Source organism: Micromonospora sp. WMMD1076 (assembly GCF_029581475.1).
In the GTDB taxonomy this organism is placed as follows: domain Bacteria; phylum Actinomycetota; class Actinomycetes; order Mycobacteriales; family Micromonosporaceae; genus Micromonospora; species Micromonospora aurantiaca.
Genome location: NZ_CP120862.1, coordinates 6224827 through 6245133, shown reverse-complemented (window position 1 = coordinate 6245133; position 20307 = coordinate 6224827). Strand labels below are relative to the sequence as shown.

15 protein-coding genes and 1 tRNA gene are annotated in these 20307 nt (G+C 72.9%); 9 read left to right on the top strand and 7 right to left on the bottom strand.

Annotation, left to right across the window (positions count from 1 at the left end; all coding sequences use genetic code 11):
- Positions 1-64: 64 nt before the first annotated feature.
- The 7 genes from O7622_RS28220 to O7622_RS28190 form a co-directional block, all read right to left on the bottom strand.
- Entirely contained in the window at positions 65-1042 is a 978-nt protein-coding gene (locus tag O7622_RS28220; protein ID WP_282311112.1) for an ABC transporter permease subunit, read from the bottom strand.
- Positions 1039-1938 (bottom strand): ABC transporter ATP-binding protein, encoded by a 900-nt coding sequence (locus O7622_RS28215; RefSeq protein ID WP_282311111.1) that lies wholly within the window; start codon positions 1936-1938, stop codon positions 1039-1041. Before O7622_RS28215 ends, O7622_RS28220 begins: the two co-directional genes overlap by 4 nt.
- On the bottom strand, positions 1935-2330 hold the full coding sequence (locus tag O7622_RS28210; RefSeq protein WP_282314253.1) for a GntR family transcriptional regulator: 396 nt from the start codon (positions 2328-2330) through the stop codon (positions 1935-1937). The genes O7622_RS28215 and O7622_RS28210 overlap by 4 nt, the downstream gene beginning before the upstream one ends.
- A 176-nt stretch (positions 2331-2506) precedes the next feature.
- A tRNA-Arg gene (locus O7622_RS28205) sits at positions 2507-2578 on the bottom strand.
- A gap of 76 nt (positions 2579-2654) precedes the next feature.
- Positions 2655-3350 carry a winged helix-turn-helix domain-containing protein gene (locus tag O7622_RS28200; protein ID WP_026267749.1) on the bottom strand — a complete coding sequence of 232 codons (696 nt, stop codon included), beginning with the start codon at positions 3348-3350 and terminating at the stop codon, positions 2655-2657.
- A gap of 483 nt (positions 3351-3833) precedes the next feature.
- The gene (locus O7622_RS28195) at positions 3834-4517 is read right to left on the bottom strand and encodes a DUF305 domain-containing protein (RefSeq protein ID WP_282311110.1); all 684 of its coding nucleotides are present in this window, start codon (positions 4515-4517) and stop codon (positions 3834-3836) included.
- 10 nt (positions 4518-4527) lie between these two features.
- Entirely contained in the window at positions 4528-5364 is an 837-nt protein-coding gene (locus tag O7622_RS28190) for a DUF3105 domain-containing protein (protein WP_282311109.1), read from the bottom strand.
- Positions 5365-5462: 98 nt separating this feature from the next.
- On the opposite strand from O7622_RS28190, the gene argS reads away from it, so the two are divergent.
- The 9 genes from argS (at position 5463) to rho (ending at position 20191) form a co-directional block, all read left to right on the top strand.
- On the top strand, positions 5463-7130 hold the full coding sequence (gene argS / locus O7622_RS28185; protein ID WP_282311108.1) for an arginine--tRNA ligase: 1668 nt from the start codon (positions 5463-5465) through the stop codon (positions 7128-7130).
- A 58-nt stretch (positions 7131-7188) separates the two neighbouring features.
- Entirely contained in the window at positions 7189-8598 is a 1410-nt protein-coding gene (gene lysA / locus O7622_RS28180; RefSeq protein ID WP_282311107.1) for a diaminopimelate decarboxylase, read from the top strand.
- Positions 8595-9899: a homoserine dehydrogenase gene (locus tag O7622_RS28175; protein WP_282311106.1), complete on the top strand. Its 1305-nt coding sequence runs from the start codon at positions 8595-8597 to the stop codon at positions 9897-9899. Before lysA ends, O7622_RS28175 begins: the two co-directional genes overlap by 4 nt.
- Positions 9900-10011: 112 nt before the next feature.
- On the top strand, positions 10012-11061 hold the full coding sequence (gene thrC, locus O7622_RS28170; protein ID WP_282311105.1) for a threonine synthase: 1050 nt from the start codon (positions 10012-10014) through the stop codon (positions 11059-11061).
- A 342-nt stretch (positions 11062-11403) separates the two neighbouring features.
- Positions 11404-14643: an efflux RND transporter permease subunit gene (locus O7622_RS28165; RefSeq protein ID WP_282311104.1), complete on the top strand. Its 3240-nt coding sequence runs from the start codon at positions 11404-11406 to the stop codon at positions 14641-14643.
- 116 nt (positions 14644-14759) lie between these two features.
- Complete coding sequence (locus O7622_RS28160) at positions 14760-15581, top strand: polysaccharide deacetylase family protein (protein WP_282311103.1); 822 nt, start codon at positions 14760-14762, stop codon at positions 15579-15581.
- 9 nt (positions 15582-15590) lie between these two features.
- The gene (locus O7622_RS28155; RefSeq protein ID WP_282311102.1) at positions 15591-16835 is read left to right on the top strand and encodes an MFS transporter; all 1245 of its coding nucleotides are present in this window, start codon (positions 15591-15593) and stop codon (positions 16833-16835) included.
- A 64-nt stretch (positions 16836-16899) separates the two neighbouring features.
- Entirely contained in the window at positions 16900-17802 is a 903-nt protein-coding gene (thrB, locus tag O7622_RS28150; RefSeq protein WP_282311101.1) for a homoserine kinase, read from the top strand.
- Positions 17803-18139: 337 nt separating this feature from the next.
- Complete coding sequence (gene rho, locus O7622_RS28145) at positions 18140-20191, top strand: transcription termination factor Rho (protein WP_282311100.1); 2052 nt, start codon at positions 18140-18142, stop codon at positions 20189-20191.
- The last annotated feature ends 116 nt before the right edge of the window (positions 20192-20307 follow it).

Sequence of the window (20307 nt, the reverse complement as noted above, 5' to 3'; positions counted from 1 at the left end):
TGACCTGCCCATCCGCGAATCGGGGACAAAGGTGAGGGTGGCTCCGGACCGCTGGTGCGGGCCGCTAGATCACGCGGCGCCGGACCCGCCACACCACCACACCGACCAGGATCGCCGCGACGATGACGAACAGGGCCGCCTCGACGAGCTGGAACGTCCAGAACCGGTCGGCCGGGTGGTAGACCCCGAACTGCTGGATGCCCCGCGCGTGCAGGAACTGGTTGAGGTTGGTGCCGGCCCGGTCGGCGGCGTCCTTCAGCTCGTAGTACTCGGCCCCGCTCAGCCGGCGCCCGGTGGCGTCCGCGTAGCCGCGTTCGATCACCCAGTCGGCGACGCCGGGCACGGTCCGGTGCCCCGCCCGGTCCGGCGAGCCGCCGGCGGGGACCGGCTCCATGGTGGTGAGCGGCGTGGCGTACGCGGGACGGGCCAACAGCCCCACCGACATCCGGGCGGCGAGGAACGCCCCGAACGCGACGCCGAACGCGGGCAGGCTGCGCCGCAGGATCGCCCCCGCGGCGGTGGCGACGCCGAACGCGAACAGCGCGTACGCCACCGGAACAAGTCCCTCCAGGTCGAATGCGTCGTACTGGAACCGCCCCTCCCACGCGTCGAACGGCTGACGGAACCAGGTGAGCACCGCGGTGAACACCCCGGTGAGCGCGACGGTGACGCCGGCCAGTGCCGCGAGCTTGGCCGCCAGCCAGCGCATCCGCGGCACGGCCTGCGTCCAGGCGAGCTGCCAGGTGCCGTCCTCCAGCTCGCGCGCCAGCAGCGGCGCGCCGAGGAACGCGCCGACTACCACGGGGACCAGGTAGAAGGCCGCCAGGAGGTTCTCGACGTACCCGTACTCCTCGTCGAGCCGGCGGAAGGCGGCCGCGCAGGCCCCGTCGACGCCGGCCTGTCCCGCGCACCGGGCGGGACCGCCGGGGAACAGGTCGTGGGCCTGCGTCCCGAGCACGAGCAGGGCGACGCCGAACACGCCGACGAACAGACCCAGGACGCAGACCTCGGTCCGGTGCTGGCGCCAGATCAGCCAGGTCACGCCGCCACCCCCGACGTGACAGCGGCGTCCGGCTCGGAGGCCCGGCGCAGGTACGCCAGCACCAGGTCCCCAAGCGCGACCGGCTGGGCCTGCCATCCGGGCGCGGCCGGGAGCCCGCCGTCGCGTACGAGCAGGGTCGTGTGCCTGTCGCTGTGGACGGCCTCCACGACGGCGCCGGCCCGGTCGAGGTCGTTGGCCGTGCGCGGGCCGACGAGCAGCCGGTGCTCGGCGAGGAGGGTGTCGATGTCACCGGTGAGCGTGACCCGGCCCTGGTTGAGCACGACCAGGTGGTCGCAGACGCGCTCCAGCTCGTGCACGACGTGGGAGGAGAACAGGACGGTCACCCCGCCCTCGGCCACCGCGCCCATGAGGACCTGCAGGAACTCGTGCCGGGCCAGCGGGTCGAGGCTGGCCACCGGCTCGTCGAGGACGAGCAGGTCCGGCCGCTTCGCCAGGGCCAGCGCCAACGCGACCTGGGCCTGCTGACCGCCGGAGAGCGTGCCGGCCCTGCGATCGAGCGGGATGCCCAGCCTCGCCAGCCGGCGCTCGGCCAGCCCCTGGTCGAACCGCAGGTTGCAGGCCCGGCCGAAGCGGAGCATCTCGGCGACTGTGAAGCGCTTGTACAGCGGGTGGTCCTGGGCCAGGAACCCGACCCGGGACAGCGTCTGCGGGGTGCTGGCCGTGACGTCCTGGCCGAGGACCTCCACCGTGCCGGTGCTCGGTGCCAGCAGCCCGACGACCAGGCGCAGCAGCGTGGTCTTGCCCGCGCCGTTCGGCCCGACCAGGGCGATCACGCCGCCCGCCGGCAGGGCCAGGGTGCAGTCACGCAGCGCCCAGCCCTTCCGGTACCGCTTGCCCACCCCGTCGGTGCGCAGCGCGAACCCGTTCGCTGTCACGCCACGTCCTCGTTCCTCGTCTGCTGGTGGACGGAGGTGAAGAGCGCGTCGACCGCCTGTTCGTCGAGGCCGGCCGTGTAGGCGCGGCGCAGCCAAGTCTCCAGGCCGCGGCGCAGCGACGTGTACGTCGACGCCGACATCGCGGCCGACTGCTGTTCGTTGACGAACGTGCCCTGGCCGGGCCGGCCGGTGACCAGGTTCTCCTGCTCCATCTGCCGGTACGCCTTGGCGACGGTGTTCGGGTTGATCGCCAGGTCCTCGACCACCTCGCGGATGAGCGGGAGGCGGTCACCGGGTTCGAGGAAGCCCAGCAGCACCGCCTGGCGCACCTGCTGGACGAGTTGCAGGTACGGCGGCACGCCGGAGTGGGTGTCGAGCCGGAAGACGAACACGGTGCTCCTCACTGCTTTACTAGTAACGTAGTAAAGCAGTGAGTCGGTGGTCAAGGGAGCCGGAGCGCCCGGCCTGCCGAGGGATTGCCCGTGAACGGAACGAGCCCGGCAGCCGGGGCGGCTGTCGGGCTCGTGAAGATCTGTCGCCGCTCGATGCGCGGCGGTTCTGTGGAGTGTGCCCCCGGCAGGATTCGAACCTGCGCCCCCGCCTCCGGAGGGCGGTGCTCTATCCCCTGAGCTACGGGGGCTCAGCGACCCGAGAAGAGTAGCAAACCCCCTCCCGGATCACCGAATCGGTACCCCCACGAGTCGATCTTCGTCGGATCAGGCCGCGGCGACGGCGCGACCGCAGCTAGGCAGCGGGTGCAGCACGACCCGGCGGGGCAGCCGGCGGGGCCACTCGTTGCGGGGCCACGAGCCGTCCACGATCAGGTGCACCGTGCGCTCCTCGGCGCCGCTGAGCCGCAGCACGAAGTCCCGGGGCAGTGGCGGGTCCACCGACGGCGTCGTGACCATGAACCGCACCCGTCCCCGCGAGGAGACCGCCGAGACCACGTCGGCGGCCGGCATGGTGCCGCGCAGGCGTACCCGGCCGATCCAGTAGACCTCCGCGGCGTGCTCCTGGGCCGCTCGCGTGATCGCCGGGTACTCGCTGCGCACCCAGCGCTCGACCGCGCCGACGCACAGGCCGCAGGCCCGCTCGCGCGGCTCGCGCGGCCCCAGGCCCCAGGCCCGGAGGTACGCCCCGACGGTGCCGGCGTCCATCGCCAGCCCGAACCGGCGCTCGATGAGGGCGGTCAGGCTCTGCCGTGTCCAGAGTTCCTCGTCGAGGCCGAACTCGTCGGGGTGGACCCCCCGGAGCACGTCGATGAGTTCGAGTTCCTGTTCGCGGCTGAGCGTTCCCGGCTCGCCCTGCCGCAGTCCGCGACGGACGGCTGCCACCGCTCCGTCACCGCCGATGGTGTGGCGTCGGCACCAGCTGGTCACCGACCGCCCTGCGTCTCTGAGTGCAACCCCCACGTCTTGGGCAACGAGCCCGAATCGCAACTGGTCACGATATGTGGGTAGAAAACTCTCCAACCCCCACAATGACCCGTTAACCCCAAACCGTTACAAACACTCATACAGAACATTCCGGACAGCATGGAGCCCCCCGCGGCCGAGATCTTGGTACGAAACGGCCCTCCTGGGGGCCCCTCCGTACCAAGATCTCCGTGGCTTGACCCGCGCCCCCGTCCCCGCGCCCCCGTCCCCGCGATCTTGCACTTGCGGCCCCTCGATAACGGGGCGAATCCGGCACTTCCAGGGCAGTAACGGCAAGATCGTCGGCGCGGCGCGGCGCGGCGCGGCGCGGCGGGGCGGGGCGGGGCGGGGCGCGGCGCGGCGGGGCGGAGTTGCGCGGGGCAGGGTGAGGGAGTGCGGGGACGGGAGAGTGCGGGGACGGTGAGGCCCGGTGCCCCTGGGAAGGGGACCGGGCCTCGGGGTCGGGCGGGGCGGCGGGTGTTACGGGGTGCCGCCCAGGCGCTTCAGGGCGGCGTTCAGGTTGGTCAGGTCGTTCTGCTGGGTGTTCTTCATGATCTGGGCGACCGCCAGCACGTCGTCGTCGTGCCCCTCGTCGAGGATGCCGTCGATCATGTGCACCCCGCCGATGTGGTGGCGGATCATCATCTGGAGGAAGAGCACGTCGAACTCGCGGCCGCTCGCCGCGCGCAGCTTCGCCATCTCCTCCGGCGTCGCCATGCCCGGCATCAGGCCGTTCTTGACCAGCCCACCGCCGTCCGGCATCCATGCCATCGGGGCCCGGTCACCCGTCGGGTCGAGCTTCCAGGAGCGCAGCCAGGTCTGCATGGTGCCGATCTCGCCCTGCTGGCCGGTGGCGATGTCCACGCCGACCTGGCGTACCTCCGGGTCCTGGCCCTGACTGAACGCCAGCAGACCCATGGCGACGGCCTGGTTGTGGTGGGTGGTCATGTCCCGGGCGAACCCGGCCTCGGCCGAGTTCGCACTCGGACGGGTGAGCGCCGGGGTGAGCAGGCCGCCCGCGTACCCGAGGAGCAGCCCGACCACGAGGGCGGCGGCCACGGCCAGCAGGCCGTAACGGCGCACCGCGCCCCGGCCGCCCCGGCCGCCCCGGTCGGCGGCCGGAGCCTCGTCCAGTTCGCTGTCGGCGGTCACCGGAGCGGTCATCGCGGCGTCCTCACTGGGTGGGCTGCTGGGGCATGGTGTTCTGCAGGTTGTCGCGCGGGGTGGTGCCGGTGGCGGTGACGCCCTGGTCGCAGAGCGCGTTCGGGCCCTCGACCGAGGCGTTCACCCGCAGGGTCTTGATGAAGTCGTCGATCCGGCCGTCGTCGGCGTTGTCGACCTTGAGCTGGTAGCCCCACGCCTGGAGTGAGATCGGCTTGTCCAGCCCCTCGAACGGGCTGAGCATCATCTTCTCCGTGCCCTGGACCTTGCTCCGGAGCTTCTCCACCTGGTCGGCGGGCAGGTCCGGGCGGTAGGTGATCCAGACCGTGCCGTGCTCCAGGCTGTGCACCGCGTGCTCGTTGGCGATCGGGGCGTCGTAGACGTCACCCATGCAGTTCTGCCAGGCCTGGTTGTGCGGGCCGCCGACCGGCGGGAGGATGTCGTACTTGATCGTGCCGGGCTGGTGGTTGCCGCCCTTGACCAGGTCCTTGTCCTTGGCGCGGTAGTCGACGATGCCGTCGATCGCCTCGGCCCGCTTCTGCCACGGCTGGCCGCCCTGGTAGACCGCCCAGGCGCCGACGCCGATGATGCCCACGGCCAGTACGCCGACCGCGACGAAGAGGGCGATCGGGCCCCAGGAGCGGCCCTGGCTCACCTTCACCGGGGTGACCGGCTTGCGGCCCTTGCCCCCGGCGCCCTGCCGTGGCGTGCCCTTGCCGCCCCCGGCCTTGCCCGAGCCGGCCTTCGCGGCGGGCTTGTCGGCAGCCGCGGGCCGGCCGGCGGCCGGCTTCTTGCCGGTGCTGACCACGGTGGGACGGCGCTCCGGGCCGCCCGGGGTGCTGATGCTCATCGTGCCTCGTCAGGTCGGTCGGTCAGGGGAGCGCGGGGCCGGTTCACATGCTGGGTCGCCTCCGCGGTGCCCGAGTCTACCCCCGATAACATGGTTCGGTGACTCCCGCAGAACTCGCCGAGATCGTCCTCGCCGCAGCCCACGCCGTCTTCGACGAGCGGGGGCTGGACCGCGCCGCGCTGCCCGCGCAGACCACCGTCGAGCGACCCCGTAATCCCGATCACGGTGACTACGCCTCGACGCTGGCGCTCCAGCTCAGCAAGAAGGTGGGCGTACCCCCGCGGGAGCTGGCGACAGCGCTGGCCGACGAACTGGCCAAGGCGCCGGGGATCAAGTCGGTGGAGATCGCCGGGCCCGGCTTCCTGAACGTCCGCCTGGACGCGGCCGCCGCCGGTCAGCTCGCCAAGGTCGTCGTCGAGGCCGGTCCGGCGTACGGGCGCAGCGACACGCTCGCCGGCCAGCGGATCAACCTGGAGTTCGTCTCGGCGAACCCGACCGGCCCGGTGCACATCGGCGGGGTCCGGTGGGCGGCCGTCGGCGACGCGCTCAGCCGCCTGCTCCGCGCCACCGGCGCCGACGTGGGCACGGAGTACTACTTCAACGACGCCGGGTCGCAGATCGACCGGTTCGCCCGCTCGTTGCTGGCCGCCGCGACGGGCGAGCCCGCGCCGGAGGACGGCTACGGCGGCGCGTACATCGCGGAGATCGCCGCCGAGGTGGTCCGGCTGCGGCCGGACGTGCTCGACCTCCCCGAGGACGCCGCCCAGGAGGTGTTCCGGAACGAGGGCGTCCAGTTGATGTTCGCCGAGATCAAGTCCTCGCTGCGCGACTTCGGGGTGGAGTTCGACACCTACTTCAACGAGAAGGCCCTGCACGACGGGGGCGCGCTGGACGCGGCGCTGGACCGGCTGCGGGAGCAGGGGCACGTCTTCGAGTCCGAGGGCGCGACCTGGCTGCGCACCACCGAGTTCGGCGACGACAAGGACCGGGTGCTGCGCAAGTCCAACGGCGAGTGGACGTACTTCGCCGCCGACTGCGCCTACTACCTGAACAAGCGGGAGCGCGGCTTCGACCGGGTCGTGATCATGCTGGGCGCCGACCACCACGGCTACATCGGCCGGATGAAGGCGATGTCCGCGTGCTTCGGCGACGACCCGGCGCGCAACCTGGAGATCCTCATCGGCCAGCTGGTCAACCTGGTCCGCGACGGCGCCCCGGTGCGGATGAGCAAGCGGGCCGGCACCGTTGTCACGCTGGAGGACCTGGTCGACGCCATCGGTGTGGACGCCGCCCGGTACGCGCTGGCCCGCTACTCGGCCGACTCGCCCATCGACATCGACGTGGAGCTGTGGACCCGGGCCAAGAACGACAACCCGGTCTACTACGTGCAGTACGTCGCGGCCCGTACCGCCGGGGTGGCCCGCAACGCGGCCGAGATCGGGCTGGCCCGGGGTGACGCCGCCGCGTTCCAGCCGGAGCTGCTCGGCCACGACAAGGAGAACGAGCTGCTCAAGGCGCTCGCCGAGTTCCCCGCGGTGGTGGCCACCGCCGCTGAGCTGCGCGAGCCGCACCGGGTGGCCCGCTACCTGGAGGAGAGCGTCGCGCAGGCGTACCACCGGTTCTACGACAACTGCCGGATCGCCCCGCAGGGCGACGAGGAGATCACCGACACCCACCGGGCGCGGCTCTGGCTCAACGACGCCACCCGGGTGGTCATCGCCAACGGCCTGCACCTGCTCGGGGTGTCCGCGCCGGAGCGGATGTAGCGTGCGAGCGCGAGGAGTGAGCTTGCGAGCCCCGCAGTCACGAAGCGGAGACGAGTAGATGCGTGCTCATGAGGCAGGCGCACTGCACGGCGAGATCGGCACCCGGGGGCCGGCCTGGCTGCGTACCCCGGTCGACGTCAACGCCCTGGTGCCGCAACTGTGGCCGCGCAACGTGGCGCGCGGCCCCGGCGGCGCGCTCACAGTCGCGGGCCTGGACGTCCGCGACCTGGCCGCGGAGTACGGCACCCCGGCGTACGTGCTGGACGAGGACGACCTGCGCGAGCGCTGCCGCGAGTTCCGGGCGGCCTTCCCGGACGCGGACGTCTACTACGCCGGCAAGGCGTTCCTGTGCCGCGCCGTGGTCCGGATGATCGCCGAGGAGGGCATGTTCCTCGACGTCTGCACCGGCGGCGAGCTGGCCACTGCGTTGTCGGCCGGGATGGAGCCTGCGCGGATCGGCTTCCACGGCAACAACAAGTCGGTGGCGGAGCTGACCCGGGCGGTGGACGCCGGGGTGGGCCGGATCATCGTCGACTCGTTCACCGAGATCGACCGGCTCTCCGAGCTGGCCCGCGAGCGCGGGGTACGCCCGAAGGTGCTGGTCCGGGTCACCGTCGGCGTGGAGGCGCACACCCACGAGTTCATCGCCACCGCGCACGAGGACCAGAAGTTCGGCTTCTCGCTGGCGGGCGGGGCCGCCGCGGCGGCCGCGTTCAAGATCCTCGACGAGGACGTGCTGGAGCTGCGCGGCCTGCACTCGCACATCGGCTCGCAGATCTTCGACGCCAGCGGCTTCGAGGTGTCCGCCCGCCGGGTGCTCGCCCTCCAGTCGCAGATCCGCGACGCCCGCGGCGTGGAGCTGCCCGAGCTGGACCTGGGCGGCGGCTTCGGCATCGCGTACACCACGCAGGACGACCCGGCGTCGCCGCACGACCTGGCGAAGCGGCTGCGCAAGATCGTGGACGGGGAGTGCGCGGCGGAGAACCTGGCGGTGCCGCACCTGTCCGTCGAGCCGGGCCGCGCGATCGTCGGCCCGGCGGTGTTCACGCTCTACCAGGCCGGGACCGTGAAGTCAGTGCCGTTGGGCGCTGGCGGTGACGCGGCGGACGGTCGTGCCTATGTCAGCGTGGACGGGGGGATGAGCGACAACATCCGTACCGCGCTCTACGACGCCTCGTACTCGGCCACGCTGGCGAACCGCACGTCAACCGCGCAGCCGATGCTCGCCCGCGTGGTGGGAAAGCATTGTGAGTCCGGGGACATCGTGGTGAAGGATGAATTCCTGCCCGCTGACGTGCAGCCCGGAGATCTTGTCGCGGTGCCCGGCACCGGGGCCTACTGCCGGAGCATGGCGAGCAACTACAACCATGTCCCGCGGCCGCCGGTCGTCGCCGTCCGCGAAGGTCGGTCGCGGCTGATCGTCCGGCGGGAGACCGAAGACGACCTGCTGGCATTGGATGTGGGATGACCTCACCGGTTCGCTTGGCGCTGCTCGGCTGCGGCACTGTCGGCAGCGACGTGGTCCGGCTGCTGCACGAGCAGTCGGAAGACCTCGCCGCCCGGATCGGCGCCCCGCTGGAGATCGCCGGGATCGCCGTACGCCGGATCGGCCGCGACCGCGGCGACCTGCCTGTCGACCCGGCGCTGTTCACCACCGACGCGCTCGGGCTGATCAAGCGTGACGACGTGGACGTGGTGGTCGAGGTGGTCGGCGGCATCGAGCCGGCCCGGGGCTGGCTGGTCGAGGCGCTGCGCGCGGGCAAGAGCGTGGTCACCGCCAACAAGGCGCTGCTCGCCGAGGACGGCGCGGCCCTGCACGACGCCGCCGCCGAGGGTGGCGCCGACCTCTACTACGAGGCGAGCGTCGCCGGGGCCATCCCGCTGCTGCGCCCGCTGCGCGAGTCGCTGCACGGCGACCGGATCACCCGGGTCACCGGCATCGTGAACGGCACCACGAACTTCATCCTCTCCGCCATGGACGCCACCGGCGCCGGCTTCGCCGAGGCGCTGGAGGAGGCCACCGAGCTGGGGTACGCGGAGGCCGACCCGACGGCCGACGTGGACGGCTTCGACGCCGCCGCCAAGGCCGCCATCCTCGCCTCGCTGGCGTTCCACACCCGGGTGACCGCCGCCGACGTGCACCGCGAGGGCATCACCGAGGTGACGGCCGCCGACGTGGCCAGCGCCAAGGCCATGGGCTGCACGATCAAACTGCTCTGCATCGCGGCCCGGGGCGTCGACGCGGAGGGCCGGGAGACCGTCAACGTCCGGGTGCACCCGGCGATGATCCCGCTGACGCATCCGCTCGCGAGCGTCGGCGACGCGTTCAACGCGGTCTTCGTCGAGGCCGACGCCGCCGGGCAGCTCATGTTCTACGGCCGGGGCGCCGGTGGCGCGCCCACCGCCAGCGCGGTGCTCGGCGACGTGGTGGCGGTGGCCCGCAACCGCCTCGCCGGGGTGCACGCGGCGAGCGAGTCGGCGTACGCGGACCTGCCGGTGCGCCCGATGGGCGAGGCGCTCACCCGCTACCACATCAGCCTCGACGTGGCCGACCGGCCGGGCGTGCTGGCCGGGGTGGCGGGCGTCTTCGCCCGGCACGAGGTGTCCATCGCCACCGTCCGGCAGGGCCCGGCAGGCGGGGACGCCGAACTGGTCATCGTCACCCACGTCGCGCCGGATGCCGCCCTCGCGGCCACCGTGCGTGAACTGCGCGGACTCGACATCGTCCGTTCGGTGACGAGTGTGCTGCGGGTGGAGGGTGGCGCGTAACCCGCGCGTCCCGCCTGATGGTTGGAGCAGGGTGTGCCGGTGACCGGGCGGGCAGGCTGGTCCACGCTGGTGACAGGCCCCGGAGCGGGGCGACGGAGGCGAGGAGCACGACATGTGGCGGGGACTGATCGAGGCGTACCGGGATCGGCTGCCGGTCACCGGGGCGACTCCCGTCGTCACGCTGCACGAGGGCGACACGCCGCTGCTGCCGGCGCCGGTGCTCTCCGCCCGGGTCGGCGCGGACGTGTGGCTCAAGGTCGAGGGCGCCAACCCGACGGGCTCGTTCAAGGACCGCGGCATGACTGTCGCGGTCTCCAAGGCCGTCGAGGCCGGTGACAAGGCGATCATCTGCGCCTCCACCGGCAACACCAGCGCCTCCGCCGCCGCGTACGCGGCCCGCGCCGGGATCACCTGTGCGGTGCTGGTGCCGCAGGGCAAGATCGCGCTGGGCAAGCTGGCCCAGGCGCTCGTGCACGGCGCGAAGCTGCTCCAGGTGCAGGGCAACTTCGACGACTGCCTCGGGCTCGCCGGAAAGCTCGCCCAGGACTACCCGGTCGCGCTGGTCAACTCCGTCAACATCGACCGGCTGCACGGCCAGAAGACCGCCGCCTTCGAGATCGTCGAGACGCTCGGCGACGCGCCCGACATCCACTGCCTGCCGGTCGGCAACGCCGGCAACATCACCGCGTACTGGATGGGCTACTCCGAGGACCTGCGCGACGGCAACGCCACGAAGGCCCCCCGGATGTACGGCTTCCAGGCGGCCGGCGCCGCTCCCATCGTCACCGGTCAGGTGGTGCCGGAGCCGTCGACGATCGCCACCGCCATCCGGATCGGCAACCCGGCGAGCTGGACGAAGGCCGTCGACGCGCGGGACGCCTCCGACGGCCTGATCTCGGCGGTCACCGACCGGGAGATCCTGTCGGCGTACCGCCTGCTGGCCCGCGAGGTGGGCGTCTTCGTCGAGCTGGGCAGCGCGGCAAGCGTCGCCGGTCTGCTCCAGCAGGCCGAGGCCGGGCGGGTGCCGGCAGGGTCGCGGGTGGTCTGCACCGTCACCGGGCACGGCCTGAAGGACCCGGAGTGGGCCATCTCCACCGCGCCGGCGCCGATGACCATCGCCAACGACGCGCTGGCCGCCGCCCGCTCCCTCGACCTGGTCTGATCGCTCCGTCCCCGCGGCTTCCCGGGCCTTGCCAGGCCCCGATTCACACCTCCGTCCGGGGTGCCTTGGGCTGGACCTCGCGGGCCTCCGCGCTTCCCCTGCCGGACCTCAGTTCGGGAGGTGGTGGCATTCCCGGTCTTGGTCCGCTCCAGTTCGGGGTGGTGGCGGGATCGGGGTGGGCGGAATGCCGCCACCTCGGCGAGCTGGTGTCGATCAAGGCGGGCGCGGGCGACCCCACAGCACGGCGGTGTCGTCGGCTGGGGCGGATGCCGGGAGTGTCGGGGCGTGCGGCAGACTCAGACACCCCCCTGCCGGACACCTCTCCAGGAGTGAGTAACGCCGATGTCGCTGCTCGCCAGATTCAGCCTCGCCAACCGGGGACTGATCGCCCTCGTCGCGTTGGTGACCACGGCCTTCGGCCTGTTCGCCGTGCCGTCGCTGAAGCAGCAGCTCCTGCCGTCGCTGGAGTTCCCCGCCGCGTTCATCGTGGCGACGTACCCGGGCGCCGCGCCGGAGATCGTGGAATCCCAGGTCACCGAGCCGATCGAGAACAGCCTCCAGGGCATCTCGGGCCTCGACAAGGTCACCTCGACCTCGCGCGAGGGCGCGGCCACGGTCCAGGTGCAGTACGAGTTCGGCACCGACCTGGACGACGTGGTCAACAAGATGGAGACCGCGCTCAACCGGATCGACTCCCAGCTCCCCGAGGGTGTCGACCCGCAGGTGATCGCCGGTAGCACCGACGACCTGCCCGCAGTGGTGGTCGCCGCGACCGGCGACGGCGACGAGCGGGCGCTGGCGGAGAAGCTGCGCAGCGCCGTCGTACCGGAGCTGGAGGCGCTGGACGGCGTCCGGTCGGTGGACGTCACCGGCGCCCGCAACCAGGTCGTGACGATCACGCCGAACCCGGCGAAGCTGGCCGCCGCCAAGGTGGCGCCGGCCGCCATCGCCTCGGCGCTCAAGAGCAACGGCGTGGCCGTGCCGGCCGGTGCGCTCGCCGACGGCGACCGGTCGCTGCCGGTGCAGGTGGGCACGCCGATCCGAACCATCGACGACCTGCGCGGCATCGTGCTGACCACGGCTCCCGCCACCCCGGTACGCCTCGGCGACGTGGCCGCCGTGGAGCAGCAGCTCGCCCCCGCCACCTCCTTGACCCGGACCAACGGCAAGCCCAGCCTCGGCATCGCGGTGACCGCCGCGCCGGACGGCAACGCGGTGGACATCTCGCACGACATCCGGGACCGGCTGGACGAGCTGTCGGCCGCCTCCGGCGCCGAGCTGGCAGTGGTCTTCGACCAGGCGCCGTTCGTCGAGCGGTCGATCGAGAGCCTGACCACCGAGGGCCTGCTGGGCCTGGTCATGGCGGTCGTGGTGATCCTGGTGTTCCTGCTGTCGGTGCGTTCCACGGTGGTCACCGCGGTGTCCATCCCGCTGTCGGTGCTGGTCGCGCTGATCGTGCTCTGGTCCGGCGACTACTCGCTGAACCTGCTCACCCTCGGTGCGTTGACCATCGCCGTCGGGCGGGTGGTGGACGACTCCATCGTGGTGCTGGAGAACATCAAACGCCATCTGGAGTACGGCGAACCGAAGCGGGACGCGATCCTCACCGCGGTACGCGAGGTGGCCGGCGCGGTGACCGCGTCCACGCTCACCACTGTCGCCGTGTTCGCGCCGATCGCCCTGGTGGGCGGCTTCGTCGGGCAGCTGTTCGCCCCGTTCGCGATCACCGTGACGGTGGCGCTGCTCGCCTCGCTGCTGGTGTCGCTGACCGTCATCCCGGTGCTGGCGTACTGGTTCCTGCGGCCGCGCGGCGGCGCGGACGACGCCGCCGCCCGGCGCGCCGCCGAGGAGAAGGAGCTGCGCAACCCGTTGCAGCGGGCGTACCTGCCGGTGATCGGCTTCGCCACCCGCTCGCGGAAGACCCGCTGGGCCACGGTCGGCCTGGGCCTGCTGGTGCTCCTGGGCACGTTCGGCCTGGCGCAGAAGCTGGAGACCAACTTCCTGGACGACTCCGGCCAGGACACGCTCGCCATCCGGCAGGAGATGCCGGCCGGCACCTCGCTCGCCGGCACCGACCGGGCCGCCGCGCGGGTCGAGGAGGTGCTGCGGCGTACCCCCGGGGTGGAGACCTACCAGGTCAGCGCCGGTGGTGGGGACAACCCGTTCGCCGGCGGCGGCAGCGACCGGGCCACCTGGTCGCTGTCGCTCTCCGACGACACCGACGCCGCGACGGTACGGCGGGGCCTGCGCAAGGAGTTCGACGCGCTCGGCCCGGAGGCCGGCGAGTTGACGTTCGGCGGCGGGCAGAACACCTCCGCCAACCAGGTCGAGGTGGTCGTGCAGGCCGCCGACCGGGAGACGCTGACCCGGGCGGCCGAGGCGGTACGGGGCGCGATGGCCGGCACGCCGGGCGTGGAGGACGTCACCAGCAGCCTGGCCACCCAGGTGCCGCGCGTCGAGGTGACAGTGGACCGGGTGGCCGCGGCCCGCGCGGGTCTCACCGAAGCGGCCGTCGGGCAGCTCGTCGCGCAGACGTACCGGGGAGCGCCGCTCGGGCAGGTGACGCTCGACGGTACGGCGCAGAGCGTGGTGCTGAGCAGCGGCGCCCGGCCGCCGCTGACCGTCGACGAGCTGCGGGCGCTGCGGGTCGGCGCGGTGCCGCTGGACGCGATCGCGGACGTCGAGCAGGTGGACGGCCCGCAGCAGGTGACCCGGATCGACGGGGAGCGCAGCGTCTCGGTCACCGGTACGGCGACCGGCTCGAACCTCGGCGCCACCACGCAGGAGCTGCAGAAGCGGCTGGACGCGTTGGACGTGCCGGGTGCCACGTACGTGATCGGTGGCGTCAGTGCCGACCAGGCGGACGCGTTCGCGGACCTCGGTCTCGCGGTGCTGGCGGCCATCGCGATCGTCTTCCTGATCATGGTGGCCACGTTCCGCAGCCTGACCCAGGCGCTGATCCTGCTGATCTCGGTGCCGTTCGCCGCGACCGGCGCGATCGGGCTGCTGCTGGTCACCGGTACGCCGCTGGGCGTGCCGGCGCTGATCGGCGTGCTCATGCTCGTCGGCATCGTGGTGACGAACGCGATCGTGCTGCTCGACCTGATCAACCAGTACCGGGCCCAGGGCATGGACGTGACCGAGGCCGTGGTGGAGGGCGGCCGGCGACGGCTGCGGCCGATCCTGATGACCGCCGTCGCCACCATCTTCGCGTTGCTGCCGATGGCGCTCGGCCTGACCGGCGAGGGCGGCTTCATCTCCAAGCCGCTGGCGATCGTGGTGATCGGCGGCCTGCTCAGCTCGACGCTGCTGACGCTGGTGCTGGTGCCGACGCTCTACACGATGGTCGAGCACACCAAGGGCTCGTTCCGGAACCGGCGGCGGGGTGGCGCTCCCGAGCCGGTCGAGCCGGAGCCGGGCCCGGTGCCGGTTGCGGTCGGCGGCGGGGCGCGCGCCGAGGAGCGGGGCGTGGTGGCGCCGCCGCCGGCCCGCCCGTCGGGCGCGCTGGTCGACGGCACCGACCAGTTCGAGGTGCTCCGCCTGCCCAAGAGCCGCCAGTCGCCGCTGCCGCCGACCGAGTGACCGACCGGGAGGGGTCCCGCGCGGGCCCCTCCCGGCACCTCGGCGCGCGGGGCACGGCGGAACCGCGTCGGACGGTACGCTCAGCGAGCTGCTGCCTACTTCGGTTCGGGGGTTCGATGGCGGGGGGTGCGGGCAGGTGGGATCGGCGTGCCGTGCTGCGCCGCTCCGCGCTGCTGCTCGGCGGGGCCGTGGTCGGCTCGTTCGCGACCGCCGAGAGCACCTGGGTGGCCGACCGGAGGCTCCCGATCGCGGGCGGGCCGGCGAGCGCCACGCTCGGCAACCGCCATCAGGAGGTCGGCACCGGCGGGGTGCAGGTCGTCTGGGGCGTACGCACCGAAGAGCCCCTGGTGGCGCTCACCTTCGACGACGGTCCCCGCCCGCAGTGGACCCCGATGGTGCTCGACACGCTCGCCGAACACCGGGTGCCGGCCACCTTCTTCCTGGTCGGCGAGCGGGCCCGCGAGCACGCCGCGCTGGTCCGCGGCCGGATGGACGCCCACGAGGTCGGCAACCACAGCTGGGCGCACCGCGACCTGGCCCGGATGGACGCCGCGACGGTCTACGACGACCTGCGCCGCAGCCACGACGCGATCACGGCGGCCACCGGCTCGGCGCCCCGGCTGCTCCGCCCGCCCTGGGGGCACCTCGGCGGGTCGGTGCTGTACGCGTCGGCCCGGCTGGGCTACCGCCTGGTGCTCTGGACGCTCCAGATGGTCGAGAGCGAGTTCCCGCACGACCCGGCCGGGCACGCCCGGCGCATAGTCGCCGACGTGCGCCCCGGCACGATAGTGCTCGGCCACGACGTCGGCAACGACGGCCGGCTCGTCGCGCTCCGCGGCCTGCCCGACATGATCGCCGGTCTGCGGGCCCGGGGATACACCTTCGTCACGGTCTCCGACCTGCTGCGCCGCGCCGCCGCGCCCGGGGCGGCCCGGTAGGGTGCCCGCGTGCCACCCACCCTCTCGGTCCTCGTCCGCAACCGCGACTTCCGCCATCTGTTCCTCGCCGAGCTGGTGGTCTTCGGCGCGGACTGGTTCGTCATGGTGCCGTTGCTGGTGCTGCTGCCCGACCTGACCGGCAGCGGTGTCTGGGGCGCGCTGGTGCTGGCGGTGGACACCGGCACGACCGCGTTGCTGCTCCCGTACGCCGGGACGATCGCCGACCGGTTCGACCGCCGCAGGGTGATGATGGTGGCGAACGTGGGCGCGCTGGCCGGCGTGCTGCTGCTGCTCGGCGTGCGCAGCGCCGGCACGGCCTGGCTGGCGCTGGCGGCGATCGCGCTGGTGGCGGTGGCGAAGGCGTTCTACTCGCCCGCCGCCCAGGCCGCGCTGCCGAACGTGGTCGACCCGGAGGACCTGGCCGCGGGCAACGCGGTGGCCGGCTCGGCGTGGGGCACTATGACTGTGGTCGGGGCCTCGCTCGGCGGCATCCTGAGCGCCGTCGCCGGCCCGTACGCCAGCTTCTGGGTGGCGGCCGTCGGCCTGGTCGCCGCCGCGGGCCTGGCCGCGCTGATCCGCCGGCCGTTGCAGGCGCCGCGCGACCCGGCGGCGACGGTGCCGCGCACCTGGGCGGCGATCCGCGAGGCGCTGCGCTACATCGCCCACCGCCCGCGCGTGCTGGCGCTGGTCACTGTCAAGTCGGCGGTCGGCCTGGGCAACGGCGTGCTCACCGTCTTCCCGCTGCTCGCCGGGGTGTACGGGGTCGGGGCGGTCGGCGCCGGGCTGCTCTTCGCCGCCCGCGGCGCCGGGGCCCTGGTCGGCCCGATCATGATGCGCCGGGTGCTGAGCAACCGGGCCTGGCTGCTCACCGGCCTGGCGCTGTCCATGTCGTTGTACGGCCTGGCCTACCTGGGCGCCTCGGTGGTGACCTGGTTCCCGCTGGTGCTGATCCTGGTGTTCCTGGCCCACCTCGGCGGCGGCAGCAACTGGGTGCTGTCCAACTACGCGCTGCAGGGCGAGGTGCCGGACCGGCTGCGCGGCCGGGTCTTCGCCACCGACATGATGCTGGCGACGCTCGCCATCGCGGTGAGCCAGCTGGTGGTGGCGCTCGTGGTGGACCGGGTGGACGAGCGCACCGTGCTGGCGGGCTGTGGCCTGGTCACCGTCGTGTACGCGGCCGGCTGGCGGTTCGCCACCCGGCGGCTCTCGCTCACCGACCCGGTCGACGCGCCGGCCCCGGAGCGCACCGGCTGACACGCCGGTCCCACGCTCCGGGCGGTCCGGCCGGGCTGTCGGGGTGACGTCCTAGCATGAGCCGGTGCCGACCACTTTCACCCCGGGCCCGGTGCGGGTCCGGGTGCCCGCGACCAGCGCCAACCTGGGCCCCGGCTTCGACGCGCTCGGGCTGGCCCTCGGCCGCCACGACGACGTCACGGCCGAGGTGACAGGCGGCGGCGTACGGGTGTCGGTCACCGGGGAGGGCGCCGGCGAGCTGCCGCCGGACGAGCGGCACCTGATCGTCACCGCCATGCGGGCGACCTTCGACGCGCTCGGCGCGCAGCCGGCCGGCCTGGCGCTGGAGTGCGTCAACCGCATCCCGCAGGCCCGAGGGCTCGGCTCGTCGTCGGCGGCGATCGTGGCCGGGGTGCTGGCGGCCCGCGCGCTGGTGGCCGACGGCGACCGGCGGATGGACGACGACGCCGCGCTGCGACTGGCGGCCGAGCTGGAGGGGCACCCGGACAACGTCGCCCCCTGCCTGCTCGGCGGCTTCACGATCGCCTGGACGGAACCGGGCGGCGCGCGGGCGGTCTCGCTGCCGGTGGCGCCGGCCGTGCGCCCGACCGTCTTCGTGCCCGCCGAGCGCGGCCTGACCTCGGTGGCCCGGGCGGCGCTGCCCGCCTCCGTGCCGCACGCCGACGCGGCGTCGAACGCGGGCCGGGCGGCCCTGCTGGTGCACGCGCTGACTGCTGATCCCGCGCTGCTGCTGCCGGCCACCGTCGACCGGCTGCACCAGGACCAGCGGGCCCCGGGGATGCCCGCGACGGCGGCGCTCGTCGCCGCGCTGCGTGCGACGGATGTGGCGGCTGTGGTCAGTGGGGCGGGCCCGACGGTGCTGGCGCTCTCCGAGGTCCCGGCGGGATTCCAGGCGGGAACAGATTGGCGCCGGTGGGAGTTGCCGATAGATGTCAGCGGTGCCCGGGTCATCCGGGGTAGACTTTGACACGCCGAGCGGGGCCCTGTTGCCGCAGGTCGGACGAGGCGATTACGCTCTAGACCTAGCACAGCCGCGAAGCATGCGATCTTCCTGCGGTTCGGCGCACCCCCGAAGCTCTCGGCGGTAGCCCGTCACCCCTGCTCAAGGCCCACGCCGCACCGCAGTTTCCACAGGTCGCCGCAGACGGCGAGACCTGCTCACCGATGGTGGTGAGTTGGGAAACCACCGGCTGCTGTGTCACAGACTCCCGCGACGCGTCCATGCGAGGCGGGTGCACCGAGGCCGCCCGGCCACCTGGTTCCACGACTCCGGGCAGCCCCGGCCTATCGAGGGAAGGAATCCATTGAGCGACACCACCGACGTGACGTCGGATGTTTCCAACGTCGCTGGCGATGCCACCACCACCGCCGCCCCCACGCGCCGCCGGCGGAGCGGCACCGGTCTGTCGGCGATGCTGCTGCCGGAGCTGCAGAGCCTGGCCGCGTCGCTCGGCATCTCTGGTACCGCTCGCATGCGCAAGGGCGAGCTGATCAGTGCCATCACCGAGCGGCAGCAGGGCGGCGCGGCCGGAACCCCTCGACCGCGAGCCGAGGTGGCGGCTGCGTCCGCTCCCGCCCGTGAGGAGGTGCACGCGGAGGTCCGTGAGGAGCGAGCCGAGGCACGCCCCGCCGAGCAGGCGCCGGCCGCCGAGGTGACCGAGGGTCGTACCCGCGGTCGCCGCAGCCGGGCCGCCGCCGCGACTTCCGAGGCGCGACCGGCCGAGGCGCCGGCGACCGAGGCGCGGCCGGCCGAGACGACGCGCGCCGAGGAGGCGCCCGCCGAGACCGGTGAGCGCGCCGAGCGTGGCGGTGACCGGGCCGAGCGCGGTGAGCGCAACGAGGGCCGGGGCCGTGAGCGCGGCGGTGACCGGGCCGAGCGCGGCGGCGAGCGGGCCGACCGTGGCGAGCGCGGCGGTGAGCGCAACGACCGTGGTGACCGCGCCGACCGTGGTGACCGGGCCGAGCGTGGCGACCGCAACGAGCGGGGCGAGCGCGCCGAGCGCAACGACCGGAACGAGCGCGGTGACCGGGGCGGCGACCGCAACGACCGGGGTGACCGCAACGACCGTGGTCAGCGCGCCGAGCGGGACAACGACGGCGACGACGACGGTGAGGGCGGCGGCCGGCGGGGCCGGCGCAGCCGGTTCCGGGACCGTCGTCGCGGCCGCGGCGAGCGGGGCGAGGGCGAGAGCGGTGGCGGCCGCGAGCCGCAGGTCGGCGAGGACGACGTGCTCGTCCCGGTCGCCGGCATCATCGACGTGCTCGACAACTACGCCTTCGTCCGGACCACCGGCTACCTGGCCGGCCCGAACGACGTGTACGTCTCGATGTCCCAGATCAAGAAGTACGGCCTGCGCCGCGGTGACGCCATCACCGGCGCCGTGCGGGCCGCGCGGGACGGCGAGCAGCGGCGCGACAAGTACAACCCGCTGGTCCGGCTGGACACCATCAACGGGATGGAGCCGGACGAGGCGAAGCGCCGGCCGGAGTTCTACAAGCTCACGCCGCTCTACCCGCAGGAGCGCCTGCGGCTGGAGACCGAGCCGCACATCCTCACCACCCGGGTGATCGACCTGGTCATGCCGATCGGCAAGGGCCAGCGGGCGCTCATCGTGTCGCCGCCGAAGGCCGGTAAGACGATGGTGCTGCAGGCGATCGCGAACGCGATCACCCGCAACAACCCGGAGTGCCACCTGATGGTGGTGCTGGTCGACGAGCGGCCGGAAGAGGTCACCGACATGCAGCGGTCGGTGAAGGGCGAGGTCATCGCGGCCACGTTCGACCGTCCGCCGCAGGACCACACCACGGTGGCGGAGTTGGCGATCGAGCGGGCGAAGCGCCTGGTCGAGCTGGGGCACGACGTGGTCGTGCTGCTCGACTCGGTGACCCGGCTCGGGCGGTCGTACAACCTGGCGGCGCCGGCCAGCGGCCGGATCATGTCGGGTGGTATCGACTCCACCGCGCTCTACCCGCCCAAGCGCTTCCTCGGCGCGGCGCGCAACATCGAGAACGGCGGCTCGCTGACCATTCTCGCCACCGCGCTGGTGGAGACCGGGTCCATGGCGGACACGGTCATCTTCGAGGAGTTCAAGGGCACGGGTAACGCCGAGCTGAAGCTGGACCGGAAGATCGCCGACAAGCGGGTCTTCCCGGCGATCGACATCAACCCCTCCGGCACCCGCAAGGAGGAGGTCCTGCTCGCGCCGGAGGAGCTGGCGATCATCCACAAGCTCCGTAAGGTGCTGCACTCGCTGGACTCGCAGGCGGCGCTCGACCTCCTGCTGGACCGGCTCAAGCAGTCCCGCACCAACATCGAGTTCCTGATGCAGATCGCGAAGTCCACTCCGGGCGAGTGAGCTGACGGATCCGGCGAACGAGGGGCACGGCCGCATCGGCCGTGCCCCTCGTCGCGTACCGGGCCGCAGGCGGTGAAGTTTTTCTACGGTTAAGCCGCTAGGTATTGAAACTTCTG

What these genes read in the sequence shown, in the direction of transcription:
- lysA (WP_282311107.1), top strand. Translation starts at nt 7,189, where the DNA reads ATGCGTGCTCATGAGGCAGGCGCACTGCACGGCGAGATCGGCACCCGG.
- O7622_RS28195 (WP_282311110.1), bottom strand. Translation starts at nt 4,517, where the DNA reads ATGACCGCTCCGGTGACCGCCGACAGCGAACTGGACGAGGCTCCGGCC.
- O7622_RS28175 (WP_282311106.1), top strand. Translation starts at nt 8,595, where the DNA reads ATGACCTCACCGGTTCGCTTGGCGCTGCTCGGCTGCGGCACTGTCGGC.
- O7622_RS28190 (WP_282311109.1), bottom strand. Translation starts at nt 5,364, where the DNA reads ATGAGCATCAGCACCCCGGGCGGCCCGGAGCGCCGTCCCACCGTGGTC.
- O7622_RS28165 (WP_282311104.1), top strand. Translation starts at nt 11,404, where the DNA reads ATGTCGCTGCTCGCCAGATTCAGCCTCGCCAACCGGGGACTGATCGCC.
- thrC (WP_282311105.1), top strand. Translation starts at nt 10,012, where the DNA reads ATGTGGCGGGGACTGATCGAGGCGTACCGGGATCGGCTGCCGGTCACC.
- O7622_RS28160 (WP_282311103.1), top strand. Translation starts at nt 14,760, where the DNA reads ATGGCGGGGGGTGCGGGCAGGTGGGATCGGCGTGCCGTGCTGCGCCGC.